The sequence below is a fragment of the Kitasatospora sp. NPDC058444 genome, from assembly GCF_042721415.1.
In the GTDB taxonomy this organism is placed as follows: Bacteria; Actinomycetota; Actinomycetes; order Streptomycetales; family Streptomycetaceae; genus Kitasatospora.
Map to the genome: position 1 here is coordinate 125,119 of NZ_JBHXLL010000013.1, position 18,721 is coordinate 143,839.

Annotated in this window: 15 protein-coding genes; 6 read left to right on the top strand and 9 right to left on the bottom strand. The window is 74.3% G+C overall.

Annotated features, from left to right (window positions below):
• Window positions 1-36 precede the first annotated feature (36 nt).
• Window positions 37-891 (top strand): SDR family oxidoreductase, encoded by an 855-nt coding sequence (locus ACFWP2_RS16540; protein WP_380451642.1) that lies wholly within the window; start codon window positions 37-39, stop codon window positions 889-891.
• Window positions 892-1,073: 182 nt separating this feature from the next.
• On the opposite strand, the gene ACFWP2_RS16545 is transcribed toward ACFWP2_RS16540, so the two are convergent.
• From ACFWP2_RS16545 to ACFWP2_RS16575, 7 genes are all read right to left on the bottom strand, one after another.
• Window positions 1,074-1,526, bottom strand: coding sequence for a MarR family winged helix-turn-helix transcriptional regulator (locus ACFWP2_RS16545; RefSeq protein WP_380451644.1), 453 nt, complete (start codon window positions 1,524-1,526; stop codon window positions 1,074-1,076).
• A complete protein-coding gene (locus tag ACFWP2_RS16550; protein ID WP_380451646.1) occupies window positions 1,526-2,989 on the bottom strand; it encodes an MFS transporter in 1,464 nt (487 codons plus the stop codon). The genes ACFWP2_RS16545 and ACFWP2_RS16550 overlap by 1 nt, the downstream gene beginning before the upstream one ends.
• A 195-nt stretch (window positions 2,990-3,184) precedes the next feature.
• Window positions 3,185-3,541, bottom strand: coding sequence for a zinc ribbon domain-containing protein YjdM (locus ACFWP2_RS16555; RefSeq protein ID WP_380451648.1), 357 nt, complete (start codon window positions 3,539-3,541; stop codon window positions 3,185-3,187).
• A gap of 73 nt (window positions 3,542-3,614) precedes the next feature.
• Window positions 3,615-5,330: a SulP family inorganic anion transporter gene (locus tag ACFWP2_RS16560; RefSeq protein WP_380451650.1), complete on the bottom strand. Its 1,716-nt coding sequence runs from the start codon at window positions 5,328-5,330 to the stop codon at window positions 3,615-3,617.
• A 324-nt stretch (window positions 5,331-5,654) separates the two neighbouring features.
• Entirely contained in the window at window positions 5,655-6,317 is a 663-nt protein-coding gene (locus tag ACFWP2_RS16565; protein ID WP_380451652.1) for an IPT/TIG domain-containing protein, read from the bottom strand.
• Between the two features lie 132 nt (window positions 6,318-6,449).
• Window positions 6,450-8,582 (bottom strand): HelD family protein, encoded by a 2,133-nt coding sequence (locus ACFWP2_RS16570; protein ID WP_380451654.1) that lies wholly within the window; start codon window positions 8,580-8,582, stop codon window positions 6,450-6,452.
• Between the two features lie 118 nt (window positions 8,583-8,700).
• Window positions 8,701-10,320, bottom strand: a complete 1,620-nt coding sequence (locus tag ACFWP2_RS16575; protein WP_380451656.1) for an ADP-ribosyltransferase domain-containing protein — start codon at window positions 10,318-10,320, stop codon at window positions 8,701-8,703.
• A gap of 307 nt (window positions 10,321-10,627) precedes the next feature.
• Here ACFWP2_RS16575 and ACFWP2_RS16580 point away from each other — a divergent pair, with 307 nt between their 5' ends.
• The gene (locus tag ACFWP2_RS16580) at window positions 10,628-11,314 is read left to right on the top strand and encodes a macro domain-containing protein (protein WP_380451658.1); all 687 of its coding nucleotides are present in this window, start codon (window positions 10,628-10,630) and stop codon (window positions 11,312-11,314) included.
• An 89-nt stretch (window positions 11,315-11,403) separates the two neighbouring features.
• Here ACFWP2_RS16580 and ACFWP2_RS16585 read toward each other — a convergent pair whose 3' ends face one another.
• Window positions 11,404-12,066 (bottom strand): TetR/AcrR family transcriptional regulator, encoded by a 663-nt coding sequence (locus ACFWP2_RS16585; RefSeq protein ID WP_380451660.1) that lies wholly within the window; start codon window positions 12,064-12,066, stop codon window positions 11,404-11,406.
• 98 nt (window positions 12,067-12,164) lie between these two features.
• Between ACFWP2_RS16585 and ACFWP2_RS16590 the strand changes: the two genes are divergently transcribed.
• The gene (locus tag ACFWP2_RS16590) at window positions 12,165-13,178 is read left to right on the top strand and encodes a zinc-binding dehydrogenase (RefSeq protein WP_380451662.1); all 1,014 of its coding nucleotides are present in this window, start codon (window positions 12,165-12,167) and stop codon (window positions 13,176-13,178) included.
• A 251-nt stretch (window positions 13,179-13,429) separates the two neighbouring features.
• Window positions 13,430-16,252: a penicillin acylase family protein gene (locus ACFWP2_RS16595; protein ID WP_380451664.1), complete on the top strand. Its 2,823-nt coding sequence runs from the start codon at window positions 13,430-13,432 to the stop codon at window positions 16,250-16,252.
• Between the two features lie 73 nt (window positions 16,253-16,325).
• Here ACFWP2_RS16595 and ACFWP2_RS16600 read toward each other — a convergent pair whose 3' ends face one another.
• Window positions 16,326-16,637, bottom strand: a complete 312-nt coding sequence (locus tag ACFWP2_RS16600) for a hypothetical protein (protein ID WP_380451666.1) — start codon at window positions 16,635-16,637, stop codon at window positions 16,326-16,328.
• 186 nt (window positions 16,638-16,823) lie between these two features.
• Here ACFWP2_RS16600 and ACFWP2_RS16605 point away from each other — a divergent pair, with 186 nt between their 5' ends.
• Window positions 16,824-17,378: a YceI family protein gene (locus tag ACFWP2_RS16605; protein ID WP_380451719.1), complete on the top strand. Its 555-nt coding sequence runs from the start codon at window positions 16,824-16,826 to the stop codon at window positions 17,376-17,378.
• Between the two features lie 99 nt (window positions 17,379-17,477).
• A complete protein-coding gene (locus tag ACFWP2_RS16610; protein WP_380451668.1) occupies window positions 17,478-18,701 on the top strand; it encodes a pyridoxal-phosphate dependent enzyme in 1,224 nt (407 codons plus the stop codon).
• Window positions 18,702-18,721 lie beyond the last annotated feature (20 nt).

Here is an 18,721-nt window from a genome sequence, read left to right on the forward strand (position 1 = left end):
AAATGTCAGACCACATAGTTATGAATCATAGTGGTTATGATCAATAAGTATGTGGAGTTCGACGAGATGAGCGACAAGACCGTCCTGATCACCGGCACCTCCTCCGGCATCGGCCTGGCCACCGCCGTCGCCGCCGCCCGCGGCGGCTGGCACGTGATCGCCACCATGCGGAACACCGCGAAGGCCGGCCCGCTGCTGGCGGCCGCGGAGGCGGCCGGGGTCACCGTCGACGTCCGGACGCTGGACGTCACCGACCCGGCGTCGGTCGAGGCCTGCCTGGCCGGCGTCGACCGGCTGGACGCACTGGTCAACAACGCCGGCGCCGGCCACATCGGCACCCTGGAGCAGGAGAGCGTGGACGACGTCCGCGCCGTCATGGAGGTCAACTTCTTCGGGGTGCTGCACGTCACCAAGGCCGCCCTGCCCCTGCTGCGCGCGAGCAAGGGCCGCGTGCTGACGGTGACCAGCGTCGGCGGCGTGGTCGGCCAGCCCTTCAACGAGGCGTACTGCGCCGCCAAGTTCGCGGTGGAGGGCTACATGGAGTCCCTCGCCCCGGTCGCGGCCACCGCCGGGGTGTCCGTCAGCGTCGTCGAACCGGGCGCGGTGGCCAGCGAGTTCGTCGGCAACGTGGGCCTGGCGGACGACGCGGCCGAGCAGGCCGGGCCGTACGCCCCGGCCCTGGCCGCCTACCTGGACCGCACCCGCGGTGCCTTCGCCAACGCCCAGGCCGCCGAGGAGGTGGCCGCCGGCATCCTCGACCTGCTCGCCGCCGAGCGCCCCGCCTTCCGGATGCTCACCTCCGACGCCGCCCGGGCCTTCGCCGGGGTCAAGCTCAAGGACCTCGACGGCTCGGCCGTGCAGGCACTGACCGCGGGCTGGGTCGCCCGCTGATCACCGCCGTACGAGCCCCGCGACCGGCGGGACAGCCGCCCGGATCCCGACCGGCGCCCGCTCTCCGGTGACGGCTCACGCCCCGGCGGCCGGGGCGCCGGTCACCGGGGTGGGCACGCCGCTCCCGCGGGGCGGGGACGCCGCCGGCGACGCGCCGCGGCCCCCGGAGCGGGACGGGCGCCTCAGTCCAGGAGCTTCGCCAGCACCCGGTCGAGCGCGCGGAGGTCCTCCGGCGACAGCGCGAGCAGCGCGTCCGGCGGGGTGGTGAGGATCCCGGTGGCGAGCGCGGCCTTCGCCTCCCCCTCCTCGGTGAGGTGGACCAGCTTGGAGCGCCGGTCGGCCGGGTTGGTGATGCGTTCCGCGAGACCGCGCCGCACCAGATCGTCCACGATGACGGTGGTGTACGGCGGGTCGGCGGTCAGCCGCTCGGCCAGCTCCCGCAGGGTGATCGGGCCGGCGGCGAGCCGGCGCAGCGCCCTGACCCGGCTGAAGCTCATGCCGAGGGCGTCGGCGACGGTCTTGCGGCGGTCGTGGCGTTCCAGCACGAGCGCGTACATCCCCTGCCAGACCCGGGCCGCCGTGGCGGCGGCCGTCCCGCTCGCCGCCGGGTGCCCGCCGGTGTCGAGGCGCTCCATCAGGCGTCCACCGTCTCCTTCGTCTCCGTGCTTCCCTCGGCCGCCTCCTCGGCGGCGAGCCGCTGCGCCGCGCGCTCAGCCGTCGCCCGGGCCCAGCGGCCGGAAGTGAGCGTACCGGTGACCAGCACCGCGGCCCCGCAGCCGGCGATGATCCACCACGCCGTCCGGGCCGCGCCGGTGAAGGCCGCCGGGTCCGCCAGGGCGCTGCCGGCCATCAGGGCACCGGTCACCGCGACGCCCAGGGACTGGCCGACCTGCCGGCTGGTGGAGGCCACGGCCGCCGCCACTCCGGCCTGCGAGCGCGGCATCCCGGAGACGGCGGTGTTGGTGATGGGCGCGTTGACCAGGCCGAAGCCGGTGCCGAAGAGCAGGAAGGCGAGCACCAGCAGCCCGGTCGGCAGGTGCTCGGAGTAGCCGACCGCCTGGAGCACGGCGCTCGCGGTCAGCGCCGACCCGGCCAGCAGCAGCGGCGCGCGCGGCCCCCGGGAGGCCACCATCCGGCCGGACAGCGGCGCGGTGAGCAGCGACATGACCGCCATCGGCAGCATGAACAGCCCGGCGTGCAGCGGGTCGAGGCCGCGGACGTCCTGGAGGTACAGGGAGCTGAGGAACAGGAAGCCGCCGAGGCCGGCGAAGGCGGCGACCGCGATCACGGTGGCGCCGGAGAACGGCGCGGAGCGGAAGAACCGCAGGTCGATCAGCGGGTCGGTGCGCCGGGGTTCGTACCACAGCAGGCCCAGCAGGGCACCGAGGGCGGCCGCGGCGCAGCCGAGCACCACGGGCGAGGTCCACCCGAGCTCCGGCGACTCGATGATCGCGTAGGTGAGGGCGGCGAGCAGCGCGACGACCAGCAGCTGGCCGACCGGGTCCACCCGGCGGGTGCGGGCCGCCCGCGACTCCGGCACGTAGCGGGTGGTGAGGAAGAGCGCGGCCAGGCCGATCGGGACGTTGATCCAGAAGATCGCCCGCCAGCCGGCCGACTCCACCAGCGCCCCGCCGATGATCGGCCCGGCGGCCATGCTGATGCCGACCACGCCGCTCCAGACGCCGATCGCCCGGGCGCGCTGCCGGGAGTCGGTGAAGGTGTTGCTGATGATCGACATGGCGACGGGGTTGAGCATCGATCCACCGACCGCCTGGAGCATCCGGGCGGCGATCAGCCAGCCGAGTCCGGGGGCCAGGCTGCACAGCAGGGAGGCGGCGGTGAACACCACCAGTCCGATCCGGAACACCCGGCGGCGGCCGATCCGGTCGGCGGTCGAGCCGGAGAGCATCAGCAGGCTCGCCAGCACCAGGGTGTAGGCGTCGACCGTCCACTGGAGGCCGGACACCGTGGTGTCCAGGTCGCGCCGGACGGCGGGCAGGGCCACGTTCAGGATGGTGTTGTCGAGGCTGACGATCAGCAGGCTCATGCAGCAGATGGCGAGCACGAGCCATGGCCGCGGTCGAGCGGCATCGGGCATGACGAACGCTCCAGATTTATTTGTGTTGTTGTAATCATTGTGAGCATACAACTAACTCGCCGGGCAACTCCACCCACGTCCGACCGTCGGCAGCCCCTCGACCCGCGCCTGTGCCTCCCCTCCGGCCCCGGACGACGAAACGGCCGCGCCCCGCCGATGTCCTCGGCGGGGCGCGGCCGTTCGGGCCTGCGGGGGTCAGGCCTTCTTGACCACGCTGGACTTGAGCTGCATGGCGCCGAAGCCCTCGATGCGGCAGTCGATGTCGTGCCCGTCGACGCCGTCCACCAGGCGGATGTTGCGGACCTTGGTGCCGGCCTTGATGCCGGAGACGCTGCCCTTGACCTTCAGCGCCTTGACCACCGTCACGGTGTCGCCGTCGCTCAGCACGTTGCCGACGGCGTCCTTGATCACGCGCTCACCGGCCGGCGCGCCGGCCTGCCCGTCGCCGCCGGGCACCCACTCGTGGGCGCACTCAGGGCAGACCATGAGGGCGTTCATCTCATAGGTGTACTCGCTGGAGCACTGCGGGCACGGGGGAAGGTTGTCGCTCATGTGTTCAGGATATCCAGGTGTTCGAAGGCGGTCTGCGGACGAATGAGGAGGTCGGCGGGGGTTCCGGAACCGGTCAGCCGCCGCTTCCGGCGGGTGCGAGGCCGTGGTCGGCGGGCGCCTGCCGGTCGTGCAGGTGGGTACGGGCGTGGGCGATGGCCTCGGGGGTGGTGGCGAAGACATGGCCGTCGGCGCGCAACCGGTCGAGCACGCCGAGGGCGTCCAGCGGACGGTGGTGCTCGTCGCGGATGCCGGAGACCAGGACGAGGGTGCCGCGCCGCCGGAGCTCGGCGATGGCGTCACCGAGGACGGTCGCGCCGCTGGCGTCGATCGCGCTGACCCGCGACATCCGCAGGATCGCGACCTCGACCTCGGCGGACCCGGTGAGTTCGAGCAGGAAGCGGTGCGCCGCCGCGAACAGCAGCGGCCCGTCGATCCGGTAGGCGACGATGTGCTCGGCGAGCAGCGCCTGCTCCTCCTCGTGGTGGTCGGCGGGCGGCAGGTCGGCGTGCAGCGGGACCTGCTCGACCTTGGCCGCGCGGGCGACCGCGGCCAGCGCCAGGGCGCCGGAGACCAGCATGCCGACCACCACGGCGGTGACCAGGTCGAAGGCCAGGGTGGCGACGGCGGTCAGCGCCAGCACCGCGGCCTCCCCGCGCCCGGTCCGGGCCAGCGCCCGCAGCGAGCCGACCTGGACCATCCGGAGGGCGGTGGCGATCAGCACCCCGGCCAGCGCGGCCAGCGGGATCCCCGCGACCAGCGGCGCGGCGGCGAAGACGATCACCGCGAGGACGGCGGCGTGGACGAGGGCGGCGAGCCGGGAGGCGGCACCCGAGCGCACGTTGACGGCGGTACGGGCGATCGCGCCGGTCGCGGCGACGCCGCCGAACAGCGGGGCGGCCAGGTTGGCCAGGCCCTGGCCGAACAACTCGCGGTCACTGTCGTGCCGTTCCGACACGCTCATCGCGTCCGCGGCCGTCGCGGACATCAACGACTCCAGCGCGGCCAGCGCGGCGACGGCGAACGCGGAGGGCAGCAGCGCCGGGACGGCGGAGAGGTCGAGGAAACCGAGCGAGGGGGCGGGCAGGCCGGTGGGCAGGTGGCCGATCGTGGCCACCGGCAGGTCGGCGAGCCTGGCGACGACCGTGACGGCGACGACGGCGAACAGCGAGAACGGCAGCGCGGGCCGCAGCCGCACGCCGACCAGCATCACGGCCGCCACCGCGAGCGCCACGCCGACGGCCGCCCAGTGCGGGGCGGCGGCGAACTCGCGGGCGGCCCTGGCGGCGACGAGTGCGGGATTGTCGCCCTCGGGCTTCGTGACGCCGAGCGCGCCGGGCACCTGCTGGAGGGCGATGACCCCGGCGATGCCGACGGTGAAGCCCTCCACCACGGGCACCGGCACGTACGCCATCCAGCGCCCGGCCCGGACCAGGGCGAGGACCACCAGGACCACCCCGGCCAGCAGGCCGACGGTCAGCACGCCGTCGGTGCCGTAGCGGGCGACGATCGGGACGAGGACGACCGTCATGGCACCGGTCGGCCCGGACACCTGGAGGTTGGAGCCGCCGAAGACGGCGGCCAGCGCCCCGGCCACGACGGCGGTGGCCAGTCCGGCCTCGGCGCCCGCCCCGGAGGAGATGCCGAACCCGAGGGCCAGCGGCAGCGCCACGATCGCCACCGTGAGGCCGGCGAGCAGGTCCTTGCGCGGGGAGCGTCCCATGGTGGCGAGGAGCGCCCGGGTGGGCAGGACGGCCCGTATCCGTTCGCCCGCGACGGTGGCGAGACTCATGCCGCGCCCTCCCCCGACCGGCCGGCTGCCGGCCGTCGTTCGCCGATTGCCGCGGTCACGACCGCCCCTTCCTGCGTCCGCCGGTGGCGCCCGGACGCGCCTCGTACCGGTCCAACGGCTCGCCAGCATGTATGAACTTGAAGAATTTTTCAAATCACTTGTTTCGCATGTGGTGGATCCCGACGGTAGTGGCCTCCTGCGGTCGAAACGGGTGCGGGCGCCGGTTCCGGCGCGGGCGCGGGTGGGGGTGCCGGTTCCGGCACGGGTGCGGGTGCGGGTGCGGCCCGCGCTCGGTGAGCCGCACCCGCCCGGCAGGCGGTCGCGCTACGACGTGTAGGTGAACGTCACCAGGCCCGGGCCGCTGGTGCCACCCGCCGTGGTCACCGTGACGTCCACCGGGCCGGGCCGGTCGGCCGCCGGGGCGGTGGCGGTGCACAGCTGCGGGCCGCAGGAGTGGCGGGCGGCGGGCCGGCCGCCGAAGGAGACCGCGCCGCCGGCCAGGTCGGCGCCGGTCAGGACGACCGCGGTGCCGCCGCCGACCGGGCCCGAGGGGGCGTTCAGCCCGGAGAGCGAGGGGGCCGACGGGGGCGCGGGCGGGGCGCCGGTGTAGTCGAACGCCGCCGGGGCCACGGCCGTCCCGCCCGGTCCGACCACCGTGACGGCGGCGCTGCCCGAGCCGCCGGGCGTGGTCACCGCACAGGCGGTGTCGGTGCACCCGCCGGGCGCCGGGACGCCGCCGATCAGCACCATCGCTCCGGCCAGGCTCTCACCGGTGACGGCCACGGGGGTGCCGCCCGCGCCCGGGCCGGTGGTGGCGCTGACGGAGTCGATCCGCGCCGTCGAGGCGAACAGCGGAGGCAGCGGACCGATGCCGAGCAGATGGGTGCGGACGTGCCCGGTGGGGATGGTGTCGTTGGCGTTGGCCACCCGCGCGGTGATCGCGCCGGCGACCGGACCGGCCCCCTCCGCGACGACCGGGATCCTCATGGACTCCTCCGCCCCGGGTCGGCGGTTGCCCTCCAGGACGGCCTCCAGGTGGCGGCCGTCGGGCGAGACGGTCTGGGTGAAGCCCGGACCCGCACGGCATGTGGCGCGATCCCGCGCTCCCCCGTCGCGCCGTCACCCGCCCAGCGGCGCGGGCAGCGGGCGCGAGTGCAGGACGTCCAGCCGGGACACCGCCCTGGTCACCACCACGTACAGCCGGTGCAGACCGCGCGCCTCGGCCTCCACGATGGCGGCCGGCTCCAGCACCACCACGTGGTCGTACTCCAGCCCCTTCACCAGCGAGGCCGGCAGCACCGTCACCCGGGCCGTGGTGCCGACCTGCTCGGCCGCCCCGGTCGGGATTCCCGCGGCGAGCAGCGCCTGGGCGGCCTCCGTCGCCACGCCGTCCGCCGCGATCACCGCGATCGAGCCCTCCCGCCCCAGCGCGGCCCGCACCGCCGCGACCGCCGCTGTGCCCAGGCCACCCCCGGCCACCCGCCGCACCGTCAGCTCGCCGTCCTGCCGCAGCGAGACGGCCGGCGGCACGTCCACGTCCAGCGCGCCCAGCAGGGTGTTGGCGAGGGCCGTCACGGCGGCCGGGACCCGGAATCCGGTGGTCAGCGGAACCACCGCGGCCTGCGGCTTGCCCAGGTGGGCGAGCTGTTCGGGCCAGCTGCGGGCGGCCCACGGGGCGGTCGCCTGGGCGAGGTCGCCGAGGACGGTCAGGGAGCCGAAGGCGCTGCGGCGGGCGATCGCCCGGCACTGCATCGGGGAGAGGTCCTGGGCCTCGTCCACCACCACGTGGCCGAAGCCGGCCGGGCGTTCGATCAGGCCGGCGACCTCGTCCAGGAGCATCAGGTCGTGCTCGGACCACGTGGCGCTCTTCTCCGAACGCGGCGGCCGGCGCCACAGGATCGCCGCCTGTTCCTCGGGGCCGAGCACCCCGCCGGCGGCCTCGGCCAGCAGGGCGGGGTCGCTCAGCAGGGCGGCGACCACGGTCTCCGGGCGCAGATTCGGCCAGGCGGCTTCGAGGAAGGCCGCGACCGGCCGGCAGCGGCCGATCTTCCGCGACCAGGCGCCGGAGCGCACGCCGGTCCGCCGCTCGGCCTGGTCCTGGAGCATCGCCACCACCCGGGTGCGCAGGCTCTCCCGGCCGATCGCGTACGGCGGCGCCTGCTCGCGCAGTTCGGCGACCGTCCGGTCGAGCCGCTCCGGCGACACCCGCCACCGGTAGGAGCCGTCCGGCACGACCAGCGGCTCCGAACCCTCCGTCCGGATACGGCCGTACAGCGCCCGGCGCAGCACCGTCGCCATCCGCGCGTCCTGCTTGACCGCGGCGGCCCGCTCGTCGTCCACCGAGGTGACCGGCCGGGTGGCGACCAGGTCCTCGACGGTGCGCTGGGTGACGTCCATCTCGCCGAGCGCGGGGAGCACCTCGGCGATGTAGCGCAGGAAGGTCCGGTTGGGGCCGATGACCAGCAGGCCGCTGCGCTGGATCCGCTGCGGGAAGCTGTAGAGCAGGTACGCGGCGCGGTGCAGCCCGACGGCCGTCTTGCCGCTGCCGGGCGCGCCCTGCACGCAGATCGACTCGCTCAACTCGCCCCGCACCAGCGCGTCCTGCTCGGGCTGGATGGTGGCGACGATGTCCCGCATCGGGCCGGTGCGGGGCCGCTCGATCTCGGCGGCCAGGATGCCGCCCGCACCGCCGTCCGGGCCGTTCCCACTGTCCGCGCCGTTCCCGCCGTTCCCGCTGCCCGCACCGTCCACCGAGCCGTTCCCGCTCTCCGCGCCGAGGGGCTCGTCCTCCAGCCCGGTCAGCTCCCCCGGCGCGCCCTGGCTCCACGGCGCCCAGCCGAACCGGCGGCGGCGCGCGAGCCCGAGCGGGGCGTGGGCGCTCGCCTGGTAGAACGTCCGGGAGACCGGGGCCCGCCAGTCGACCACCAGCGGCGGCACCGTCGGGTCCTCGGAGATCCGCCGGCGGCCCACGTAGTAGCGCTGCCGCCGGTGGTCCCCGGCCTCCGCCGTGTCGGCGAAGTCGAGGCGGCCGAAGAAGGACGGACTCGGAGGCAGCTCCTTCATCCGCTTGGCGCGGGTGCGCAGGTACCGGCCGAGTGCCTCCGCGCTGGCACCGTCGCCGGAGACGTCCTCCGCGGCGACGACCTGGTGGCTCGCGTCCTCGACCTGCCGGGCCGTCGCCACCCGGCAGACCTCGACGTAGGCCCGCTCCCGCTCCAGTTCGCCGTCGAGGTTCCGGGGTTCCGAGGTCATCGTTCGCGTCCCTTCCCACACAACGGGCTCACCTGCTCTCGAAGTCCAGCATAACTTAACTCAGTAAAAATACTGACCTGGTTGCTTCACTGAGAGCGGGGTTCGGCCCAGGGGCACCTCAGGACACCAGGGGTGCCTCCTCCAGCTCGGTCAGCGTCACGGTGCACAGACCGCCGCGCTCGGCCCGCACCTCCGTGACCTCCAGCTGGGTGCCGGGCAGCAGGATGAACTCCTCCTCGCCGGTGAACGCCGAGAAGTTCTGGATGCCGGCGGCCCGCACCGGGCGCACCTCGAAGAGCGTCCGCTTGCCCCGGCTGCCGAGGAAGGACCGCGCCACCCCGAGCTTGGAGGTGCAGGAGGACACTCCCCACCACGTGACCGTCTTCCCGAGCGGGTACTGCCGCCGCAGGTCCAGCGACACCCCGCGCCACAGCGGCGCGGTGCGCGCGGGCAGCCGCGACACCGCCGCGAACAGCAGCCGCAGGTACGGCAGGTACGGCACCAGCCGGTCGCGGTCCGGCGAGCGCAACACCGCGTTGATCTCCCGGTAGAACGCGGACTCGCAGGTGTACAGGTGCAGCGCGGCGATCTCGTCGGCGGACAGTCCGGTGGCCGCCTCGTCCGCCCGCCGCTTGCCGAAGTCGTGCGACAGCGACACGTGCCCGTCCAGGCCACGCAGCAACCCGGCGACCGGCGCCACCGCCTCCCGGAAGCCCGTCAGCGGGGTGTCGAACACGCCGGTGATGGCGGGCAGGACGAGGCCCTCGTCCTTCACCCCGGCGAGTCGGTCCAGGTAGAGCTGGTGCAGCTCCATGGTGGAGGCGATGAAGGCGCCCATCCGCTCGGCGACCCCGTCCTGCGCCCCGCCGCCCTGCGCCGCGGCCGCGTCCCACCCGACGCTGGGCAGCCAGTCGACCTCGTCGGCGCCGAGCGAGGCGAGGGCGGCGTTCACCGTGGCGAAGTGCTCACCGTCGCAGAAGATGTCGCCCTGGGCTGCCGGGTTGGCGTGGTCGATGTGGCGGACCTCGACCTCCGGGTACTTCTTCTGCAGCCGCAGCACGACGTTCTTCAGGCTGCGCGCGTGCGCACCCCACCAGGCGAAGACGACGTAGCGGTCCTCCTCGGCGGCCTGCTGCTTGGCGCGGAGGATCTCCTCCACGATCCGCTCGGCGACCGGCCGCCAGAACCCGGTGTGCTGGTCCGGCCCCATCGCACCGTCGCTGCTCGCGGTGAGCGCCGCGTTCAGCAACAGCACTCCCTGGGTGAGCATCGCCTGGAACCACTCCGGCGGCTGGACCGTCTCCTGCTCCTTCAGCAGCGCCCGTATGTCGGCGATCGGCGTCTTCTTGGGGATGCCGTACTTCCACATCGCCGCGGCCTTGATCAGGCAGCGGATGCTGATCACCCGGCCGAACTGGCTGTCCTTCCAGTCGTGGAAGGTGTTGTCGAACATCGCGATGCCGGTGGCGCTCTCCGGCCTCGGGTACGGGTTCTGGCCGAAGACGACGACCTTCCACTCGTGCGGCGCGTGCGGCTTGAGCGCCTGGAAGGTCAGCTCGCGGACCGGGACGACCTCCGGGCCGCGGCCGGGGCCGATGAAGGAGGCCGCACCGGGCTGCGCCTCGATGACCGGCTTCAGCAGCGGCAGCCACGGCTCGCCGCCGCCCGTGAAGAGCTCCGCGAGGGCGAGCGGGTCGTTCGGATCGGGCTGGGTGGCGGGGGTGTCGACGGCGCTCATGGTGGTGCGACTCCGGCTGGTCGGGACCGTACGCGTGGCAGACGGACGGCAGGTGACGGCCCGTCAGCTTTCCTGGCGGACACCACAGTCCTACCAGCCGGGTCTGACAGTCCCGGCCGCCCCCGCACTCCGCCGACCAGGGCGGACGCTCCCGGACGGATTGTCAGTGCCGGGCGCTAGCTTCGTCGGTGTCGCCGAGGAACCGGCCGACCGGGCCCGCCCGACCGCCGGTCCGCCGCCCGGTCGCACACCCCGCCGCAACCCGGCCGCACAGCCGTCCCCCACACCCGACCGACAGGAGCCCAGCATGACCACGGACCGCACCCCGTCGCCGCTCAAGGTGGTGCTGACCGACCTCAACGCGACGGTCGTGGAGTCCTGGCGCGCGGCCTTCGCCGACGTCCCCGGGATCGAGATCCGGCACGCCTCCCTCCTCACCGCGAAGGTCGACGCCTGGGTCAGCCCCACCAACTCCCGCGGCCGGATGGACGGCGGCACGGACGCGGCGATCAAGCGCCACCTGGGCGCGGGCATCCAGCTGCGGGTCCAGAAGGCGATCCGCGAGCAGCACGCCGGCAGCCTCCCGGTCGGCAGCGCGGTCTGCGTGCCCTCCGGCGCCGTCAACCCCGCGTTCCTGATAGCGGCCCCGACCATGCGGACCTCCTCGCAGAACGTCAGCGAGACCTTGAACGTGGCCCTGGCCTGCGCCGCCGCGTTCCAGGCCGTCCACCGCCAGAACCGGCTACGGCCGGGCTCCGTCCGGTCCGTCGCCCTGGTCGGCCTGGGCGCCGCGACGGGCAAGGTCCCTCCCCGGGTCTGCGCCAACCTGATGTGGTCCGGCTACACCCTCTTCAACGACCACCACTTCGAGGACGACGACGACCTGCGCGCCACCGTCCTCGCCCAGTTGGACGACCTGGAGAAGGCACCCCCCACCCAGCGGGTCCGCATCACGCCGCCCGCCCGCGGAGGTTCGGCCGCCCGTCGGGCCTGACCTCGGCCCCGCCGTACCTGACCTCGGCCCCGAGGGGCCAGGCGCGGCCCGGGAGCTGGGGGCCCGGGGCCCTGGGCCCGGCCGTGCTCTCAACCCGCCGTGAGCACGAGCCGGATCCACCGCTCCGACTCCGCGACCGCCACGCCCACGTCGAAGGCCGCCGGCGCGGCCGCGGCCTGCACCACCAGCCCCTTGATCAGCCCCACGAAAGCCAGCGCGAAGGCCCCCGGATCCACGCCGGGGCGCAGCTCGCCCTCCCGCTGCCCCTGCCCGACCACCTCGGCCGCCCACTCCCGGGTCCGGGCGTCCAGCTCCGCCACCGCGGCGGTCAGCTCCGAGGCCCCGGCGAGTGCCTCCGCTCCGAGCACCACGAAGGCCCGCCCCAGATCGGTCGGGTTGCGCACGCCCTCCAGGCAGCCGCGCGCGAACCCGCACAGCTCGTCCACCGCCCCCGCCCCGCTGCGCTCCGGCGCGGCCGCCGCCATCGCCTCGGCCAGCGCCGCCTCCTGGAGCCGGGCCAGCAGCGCGGCCTTGGAACCGAAGTAGTGGGTGGCCAGGCCCCGGCTGAAGCCCGCCTCCTCCCCCACCCGGGCGAGGGTGACCCCGGTGCTGCCGTGCTCGGCGATCAGCCGGGCGGCGGCGGCGATCAGCGCGGACTCCGCCCGGGCCCGCCGTTCGGCCTGGGTGCGGCGCGCCGGTGCCTCCCGGAGCGTCCCGGGTCCGCCGGTTCGGCCCTCATCGTGCGTAGACATAACACCATGCTACGGTGAACTTGCTTGTTGAATAACAAGTAACTTCCGGAGCGGCGGGCACCCCCTGACCCGCCGCCCCCGCGAGAAGGGAAGTCCCGATGACCGCCACGATGCTCGCCGGCCGGCTCGACGTCGCGAAGGGCGCCTTCGCCGTGGAGGAGGTCCCCGTCCCGGTGCCCGGTCCGGGCGAGGTGCTGATCAAGGTGGAGGCCGCCGGGGTCTGCCTCTCCGACGTCCACCTGATCGAGGGCATGCTCAAGCCGCTCTTCCTCAAGGGCGACAAGGTCACCCTCGGCCACGAGGTCGCGGGCACCGTGCACACCCTCGGCGAGGGCGTGACCACCGCGGCCGTCGGTGACCGGGTGCTGCTCCAGGCCGGCGAGACCCGCGGCGGCGTCGTGCACACCCGCGGCGTGGACTACGACGGCGGCTGGGCCGAGTACGCGCTCGCCACCGCCACCACCCTGGTGCCCATCCCGGACGCGCTCCCCTTCGAGCAGGCCTGCTTCATCCCCGATGCGGTCTCCACCCCGTGGGCGGCCATCACCACCACCGGCGCCGTGCGTCCGGCCGAGGCGGTCGGCGTCTGGGGCGTCGGCGGCCTCGGCGCCCACGGCGTCCAGCTGCTGCGGACCGTCGGCGCCTTCCCGATCGTCGCCGTCGACCCGCTGCCGGCCGCCCGCGAACGCGCGCTGGCCTTCGGCGCCGACGCCGCCCTCGACCCGACCGATCCGGCGTTCGCCGAGCGGCTGCGCGAGGCCACCGGCGGCCGCCCGCTGTCCGTCGCCTTCGACTTCGCGGGAGTCGCCCCGGTGCGCGAGCAGGCCATGGCCACCCTCGGCGAGCACGGCCGCCTGGTGCTGGTCGGCCTCACCGACAAGCCGCTGACCGTCACCAACGGCACCCTGCTGAGCTACCTGCGCCAGCAGATCCGCGGCCACTACGGCTCCGAGGGCCAGGACGTCGTCGACCTGGTCAACCTGGTCCGCGGCGGCCGGCTCGACTTCTCCCGCTCGGTGAGCGGCACCTTCCCGCTGGCCGAGGCGGCCCGCGCGGTCGAGGCGCTGGAGCGCAAGGAGGGCAACCCGATCCGCCTGGTGCTCAAGCCCTGACCCGACGGCCCCACCAACCCGACGGCCCACCAGCCCAACGGCCCACCAACCCGACGGCCCCACCGACCCGGCGCCGCACCTCCGGACTGAGCCCGGCAGGCGCGGCGCCGCCCCGCACCAGGCGACCCGCGGACCCCCCTGCCCCCAACTCCGCTCCCCCGCACGGAAAATGGCATGCACGCCACTAGCCAACCGGCCAGTAGCGCCCCTACCGTCGACTCTTCCGTGAGACTTCGACGGAGGAGTCCGCCTTGCGTTCACGCCAACGCCAACGCCCCCGCCCCCGCTCCCTCCGACTCCCGGCCGCCGCCCTCGCCTCGGCCCTGCTCGTCACCGCCGCCCTCACCACCACCCCCACCGCCAACGCCGCACCCACCCCCGCGACGACGGCCGCCGCCAACGACTACTGCGCCGGCCGCTGCTCCGACATCCTGCCGCCCGGCGAGAACGGCAACGCCACCCTCGCCGACATCCTGCTCAACCGGGCCTTCGGCACCCGCCCCGCCCACACCGACGACCAGCTCGGCCCCTACGCCGCCCTCGCCTCCGGCTACCCCGGGCTCACCGAGGCCAAGCTGCGCGACTTCTTCAACGACGCCTCCTTCGGCGTCCCCGCCGACCAGGTCGCCAGCAGCACCAGCCCGCGCCCCGACGTCACCATCGTGCGCGACAAGGCCACCGGCGTCCCGCACATCACCGGCACCACCCGCTACGGCACCGAGTTCGGCGCGGGCTACGCCGCCGCCCAGGACCGGCTCTGGGTGATGGACCTCTTCCGGCACGTCGGCCGCGGCCAGCTGTCCGGCTTCGCGGGCGGCGCCGCCGCCAACCGCCAGCTGGAGCAGACCTTCTGGCAGGCCGCGCCGTACACCGAGGCGGAGCTCCAGCAGCAGATCGACGCCATCGCCGCCCGCGGCGGCCGGGCCACCCAGGCACTCGCCGACGCCAACGCCTACCTCGACGGCATCAACCAGTACGCCAAGGAGTCCTACAACGCCCGCACCTTCCCCGGGGAGTACGACCTCACCGGCCACATCGACCCGATCACCAACGCCGGCTCCATCGAGCCGTTCAAGCTGACCGACCTGGTCGCCCTGGCCTCCGTGGTCGGCGCGCTGTTCGGCTCCGGCGGAGGAGGCGAACTGGCCTCCGCCCAGGTCAAGTCGGCCGCCGAGGCCCGGTACGGCAAGGACGCCGGGGACGCGCTCTGGAAGTCGCTGCGCGAGGCGGACGACCCGGAGGCCGTCCAGACCCTGCACGACGGGCAGAGCTTCCCGTACGCGACCGTCCCGGACCAGCCGCAGGGCGCGGCGCTGCCGGACCCCGGCTCGGTGGTGCCCGAGCGGGTCGTCTACGACGCCACCGGATCGGCCGACTCGGCGACCACCACGGCGAACGGCCTCCTGCCCGGAAACCTGCTGACCGCCAAGCACGGCATGTCCAACGCCCTGCTGGTCTCCGGCGCGCGCACCGACGACGGCCACCCGGTGGCCGTGTTCGGCCCGCAGACCGGCTACTTCGCCCCGCAGCTGCTGATGCTGGAGGAGATCCAGGGCCCCGGGATCAGCGCGCGCGGCGCCGCCTTCGCCGGCCTGAGCTTCTACGTGCAGCTCGGCCGCGGCCAGGACTACGCCTGGAGCGCGACCTCCGCCGGCCAGGACATCACCGACACCTACGCCGTCCCGCTCTGCACCACCGACGGCTCGCCGGTCACCACCGCCGCCAACTCCTACCTCTGGCACGGCCAGTGCCTGCCCTTCGACCGGTTGGAACGCAAGAACGCCTGGAACCCGACCACCGCGGACTCCACCCCGGCGGGCTCCTACACCCTGGTGATGTACCGCTCCAGGTACGGCCTGGTGAGCGCCCGGGGCACCGTCGGCGGCGCCCCCGTCGCCTTCACCTCGCTGCGCTCCACCTACCGGCACGAGGCCGACTCCATCATCGGCTTCCAGGAGTTGAACGACCCGGGCGCGGTGCGCGACGCGGCGGGATTCCAGCAGGCCGCGCAGGACATCAACTACACCTTCAACTGGTTCTACGCCGACTCGCGCGACATCGCCTACTACAACTCCGGCAGCAACCCGGTCCGCGCCCCCGGGGTGGATCCCGGGCTGCCCGTCCAGGCCCAACCCGCCTACGAGTGGGCCGACTTCGACCCCGTCGCCAACACCGCCCGGTACACCCCGGCGGCCGAGCACCCGCAGTCCGTCAACCAGGACTACTACATCTCCTGGAACAACAAGCAGGCCGACGGCTTCACCTCGGCCGGCTTCGGCAACGGCTCGGTGCACCGCGGCAACCTGCTGGACGACCGGGTCAAGTCCCTGCTCAGGAACGGCGGCAAGGCGAGCCGGGTCTCGCTCACCCAGGCCATGGAGAGCGCCGCCCTGGCCGACCTGCGGACCGAGGACGTGCTGCCCGACCTGATCCGCGTGCTGCGCAGCGCCCCCGTCACCGACCAGACCGCCCTCACCGCCCTGCAGCAGCTGGAGGCCTGGCTCGCCAACGGAGCCCAGCGGAAGGAGACTTCACCGGGCAGCCACGGCTACGTGGACGCCACCGCGATCCGGGTGATGGACGCCTGGTGGCCGCTGGTCGCCGACGGCGTCATGCGGCCGGGCCTCGGTGACCCGCTGTTCGGCGCGCTGACCGGCGCCCTCCAGATCAACGAGTCCCCCTCGGGCGGGCAGACCGGCCCCGCCGGCGGCCCGGTGAGCGCCAACGAGGCCATCCCGCACAAGGGTTCGGCCTTCCAGTACGGCTGGTGGAGCTACCTGGACAAGGACCTGCGCGCCGTCCTCGGCGACCAGGTGGCCGGCCCGCTCGCCCGCCCGTTCTGCGGCGGGGGCGACCTCGCGGCCTGCCGGACCGTCCTGCTGAACACCCTGAAGCAGGCCGCCACCCGGACCTCGGCCCAGGTCTACCCGGGCGACGCGGACTGCGCGGCCGGCGACCAGTGGTGCGCCGACACGATCATCCAGCGCCCGCTGGGCGGCGTGACGGACGCCAAGACCACCTGGCAGAACCGCCCGACCTACCAGCAGGTGGTGCAGTTCCCGAGCCACCGCTGACCGAAGCCGCCGGTGACCGAAGCCACCGCTGGCCGAAGCAGCCGGTGCCCCGGCCAGGGGCACCGGCTGCCGGTCACTCCGCTCCGCCCACCCGCTTCGCGACCTTCGCCGCGTCCTCCCGCAGGTAGCGGGGCTGGTCCCGCAGCCGCTTGGCCACCTGGTGGTAGGCCGTGCCGCTGTCGATGGTGGTCATCCGGTCCGAGGCAGCGGCGGCCAGCTCGACGAAGACCTCCATCAGCCCGGCGAGAGCCTTCAGCAGCTCGGCCTCCTCCTTCTCCGGCACCCTCTCCCGGCTGCTGTCCCGCGCCTTCGGCAGCGCGTTCTCCCGCAGCTGCCGCCGCGCCTCGCCGACCGCCTCGACCATCGCGCCTATCCCGCTGTCCAATCCGGCCTCCCGGTCCTTCCGTCCTCCGACGTACCCCGCGAGCCTTCCCACCCCGAACCCCGCCTAGGCCCCCCGCTCGGGCCCAGCCCGACGCGCGGCCCGGGACGACTGCCCCTAGCGTGGTCCGGGGACCGCCCGACCACCCCCGGGCCCAGACCCGGGCCCGCACCAGGAGGCATGCCGACCATGACCGCCAAACTCTCCGAGCTCACCGGCGACTACGTCCTCGATCCCGCCCACACCCGGATCGGCTTCGTCGCCCGTCACGCCATGGTGACCAAGGTCCGCGGCGCGTTCCACGAGTTCGAGGGCAGCGCCCACCTGGACGGCGGCGACCCGTCGCGCTCCTCCGGCCAGGTGGTGATCAAGGCCCAGAGCATCGACACCGGCGTGGAGCAGCGCGACCAGCACCTGCGGACCAACGACTTCCTGGACGCGCCGAACTTCCCCGACATCACCTTCCGCTCCACCGCGGTCGAGGTGCGCTCCGAGACCGACTACCGGGTCACCGGCGACCTCACCATCAAGGACACCACCCGCCCGGTCACCATCGACTTCGAGTACACCGGCAACGCCGTCGACCCGTACGGCAACCTGCGGTTGGGCCTGGAGGGCTCGGTCACCATCAGCCGCAAGGAGTACGGCGTCACCTGGAACGCGGCGCTGGAGGGCGGCGGCGTCCTGGTCGGCGACAAGGTCGTCCTGGAGTTCGACATCTCCGCGATCCGCCAGGGCGGCTGAACAGGCCCGCCCCGACCGGCCCGGCCCCCCTGCCGGGTTCCCGTCGCCGGCCCCGGCAGGCGCCGGACCGCACGGCGGCCGCGCGGCTAGTCTCCTGCCATGCCCGCAGAAGACTCCCTCGCGACCGGCCAACGCTCCCTCGGCGACCCCGCCCTCGACTACCCGCTCTGGCCCCCGCTCACCGCCGGGTGCCCGCGCACCGGCACCGGCACCGGGGATGTCTCCTACCCGGTCGAGGTCGACTACGCCTACGACGAGGCGGACCCGGCGGGCCTGTTCGCCCCCGCCCCGGTGCGCGGCGGCCTGGAGCGCTGGGCCCCGCTGCTGCCGCCGCTGCTCGCACCGGGTCTGGGCGAGGGCGCCACCGCGACGGTGGAGATCGAGCCCGGGGTGTACGTCAAGGACGAGTCCCGCAACCCGACCTGGAGCCATAAGGACCGGCTGAACCGCTGCACCACCAGCGCGGCCGTGGGCGTCGGCGCGCCGGGCCTCGCGGTCGCCTCCTCGGGCAACCACGGCGCGTCGGCCGCCGCCTACGCCGCCCGCGCCGGACTGCGCTGCGTGGTGTTCACCGGCCCGGACCTGCCGCCGAACGTCGACGCCTTCCTCAACGCCTACGGCGCGGTGGTGCTCCCGGTGCCGTGGGAGGACCGCTGGCCGCTGCTGCGCCTGGCGGTCGACCGGCTGGGCCTGCACCCGGTGAGCAACCTGACTCCCACCCACACCGGTCACGCGTACGGCCCCGAGGGCTACAAGACCGTCGCGTACGAGATCTTCCAGGACGTCGGCCTGCCGAGCGCGGTGTTCGTCCCGACCGGCTACGGCGAGCTGCTGTTCGGTGTCTGGAAGGGCTTCACCGAGCTGCGCCGGCTGGGCCTGACCGACCGCGTCCCGCGCATCCACTCCTGCGAGACGGCCGCCTCCGGGCCGCTCGCCCGGGCGATCGCCGAGGGCCTGCCGGCCGCCCACGTGACGGTCCGCCCGAGCGACGCGTACTCGATCACCTCGCCGGTCAGCGGCTACCGGGGTGTGCTCGCGGTCCGGGAGAGCGGCGGCCGGGCGCTGACCCTGAGCGACGGCCAACTCGCCGACGCCCAGCGGGAGCTGGCCCGGGCCGGGCTCTGGGCGGAGCTGTCCTCGGCGGCCGGCCTGGCCGGGCTGCGCAGCCTCGGTGAGCCGGACCTCTCCGAGGGTCCGGTGGTCTGCGTGTCGACCTCCAGCGGCTTCAAGGACCTGGGCGTCGGCACCCGCCGCACCGAGCCGGTCGCCCCGGACTGGGAGACGGTGGCCCGTCGCCTGCGCGCGGCCGGCATCACGGCCTGATCCGCTCCGCGCGCTCGCGG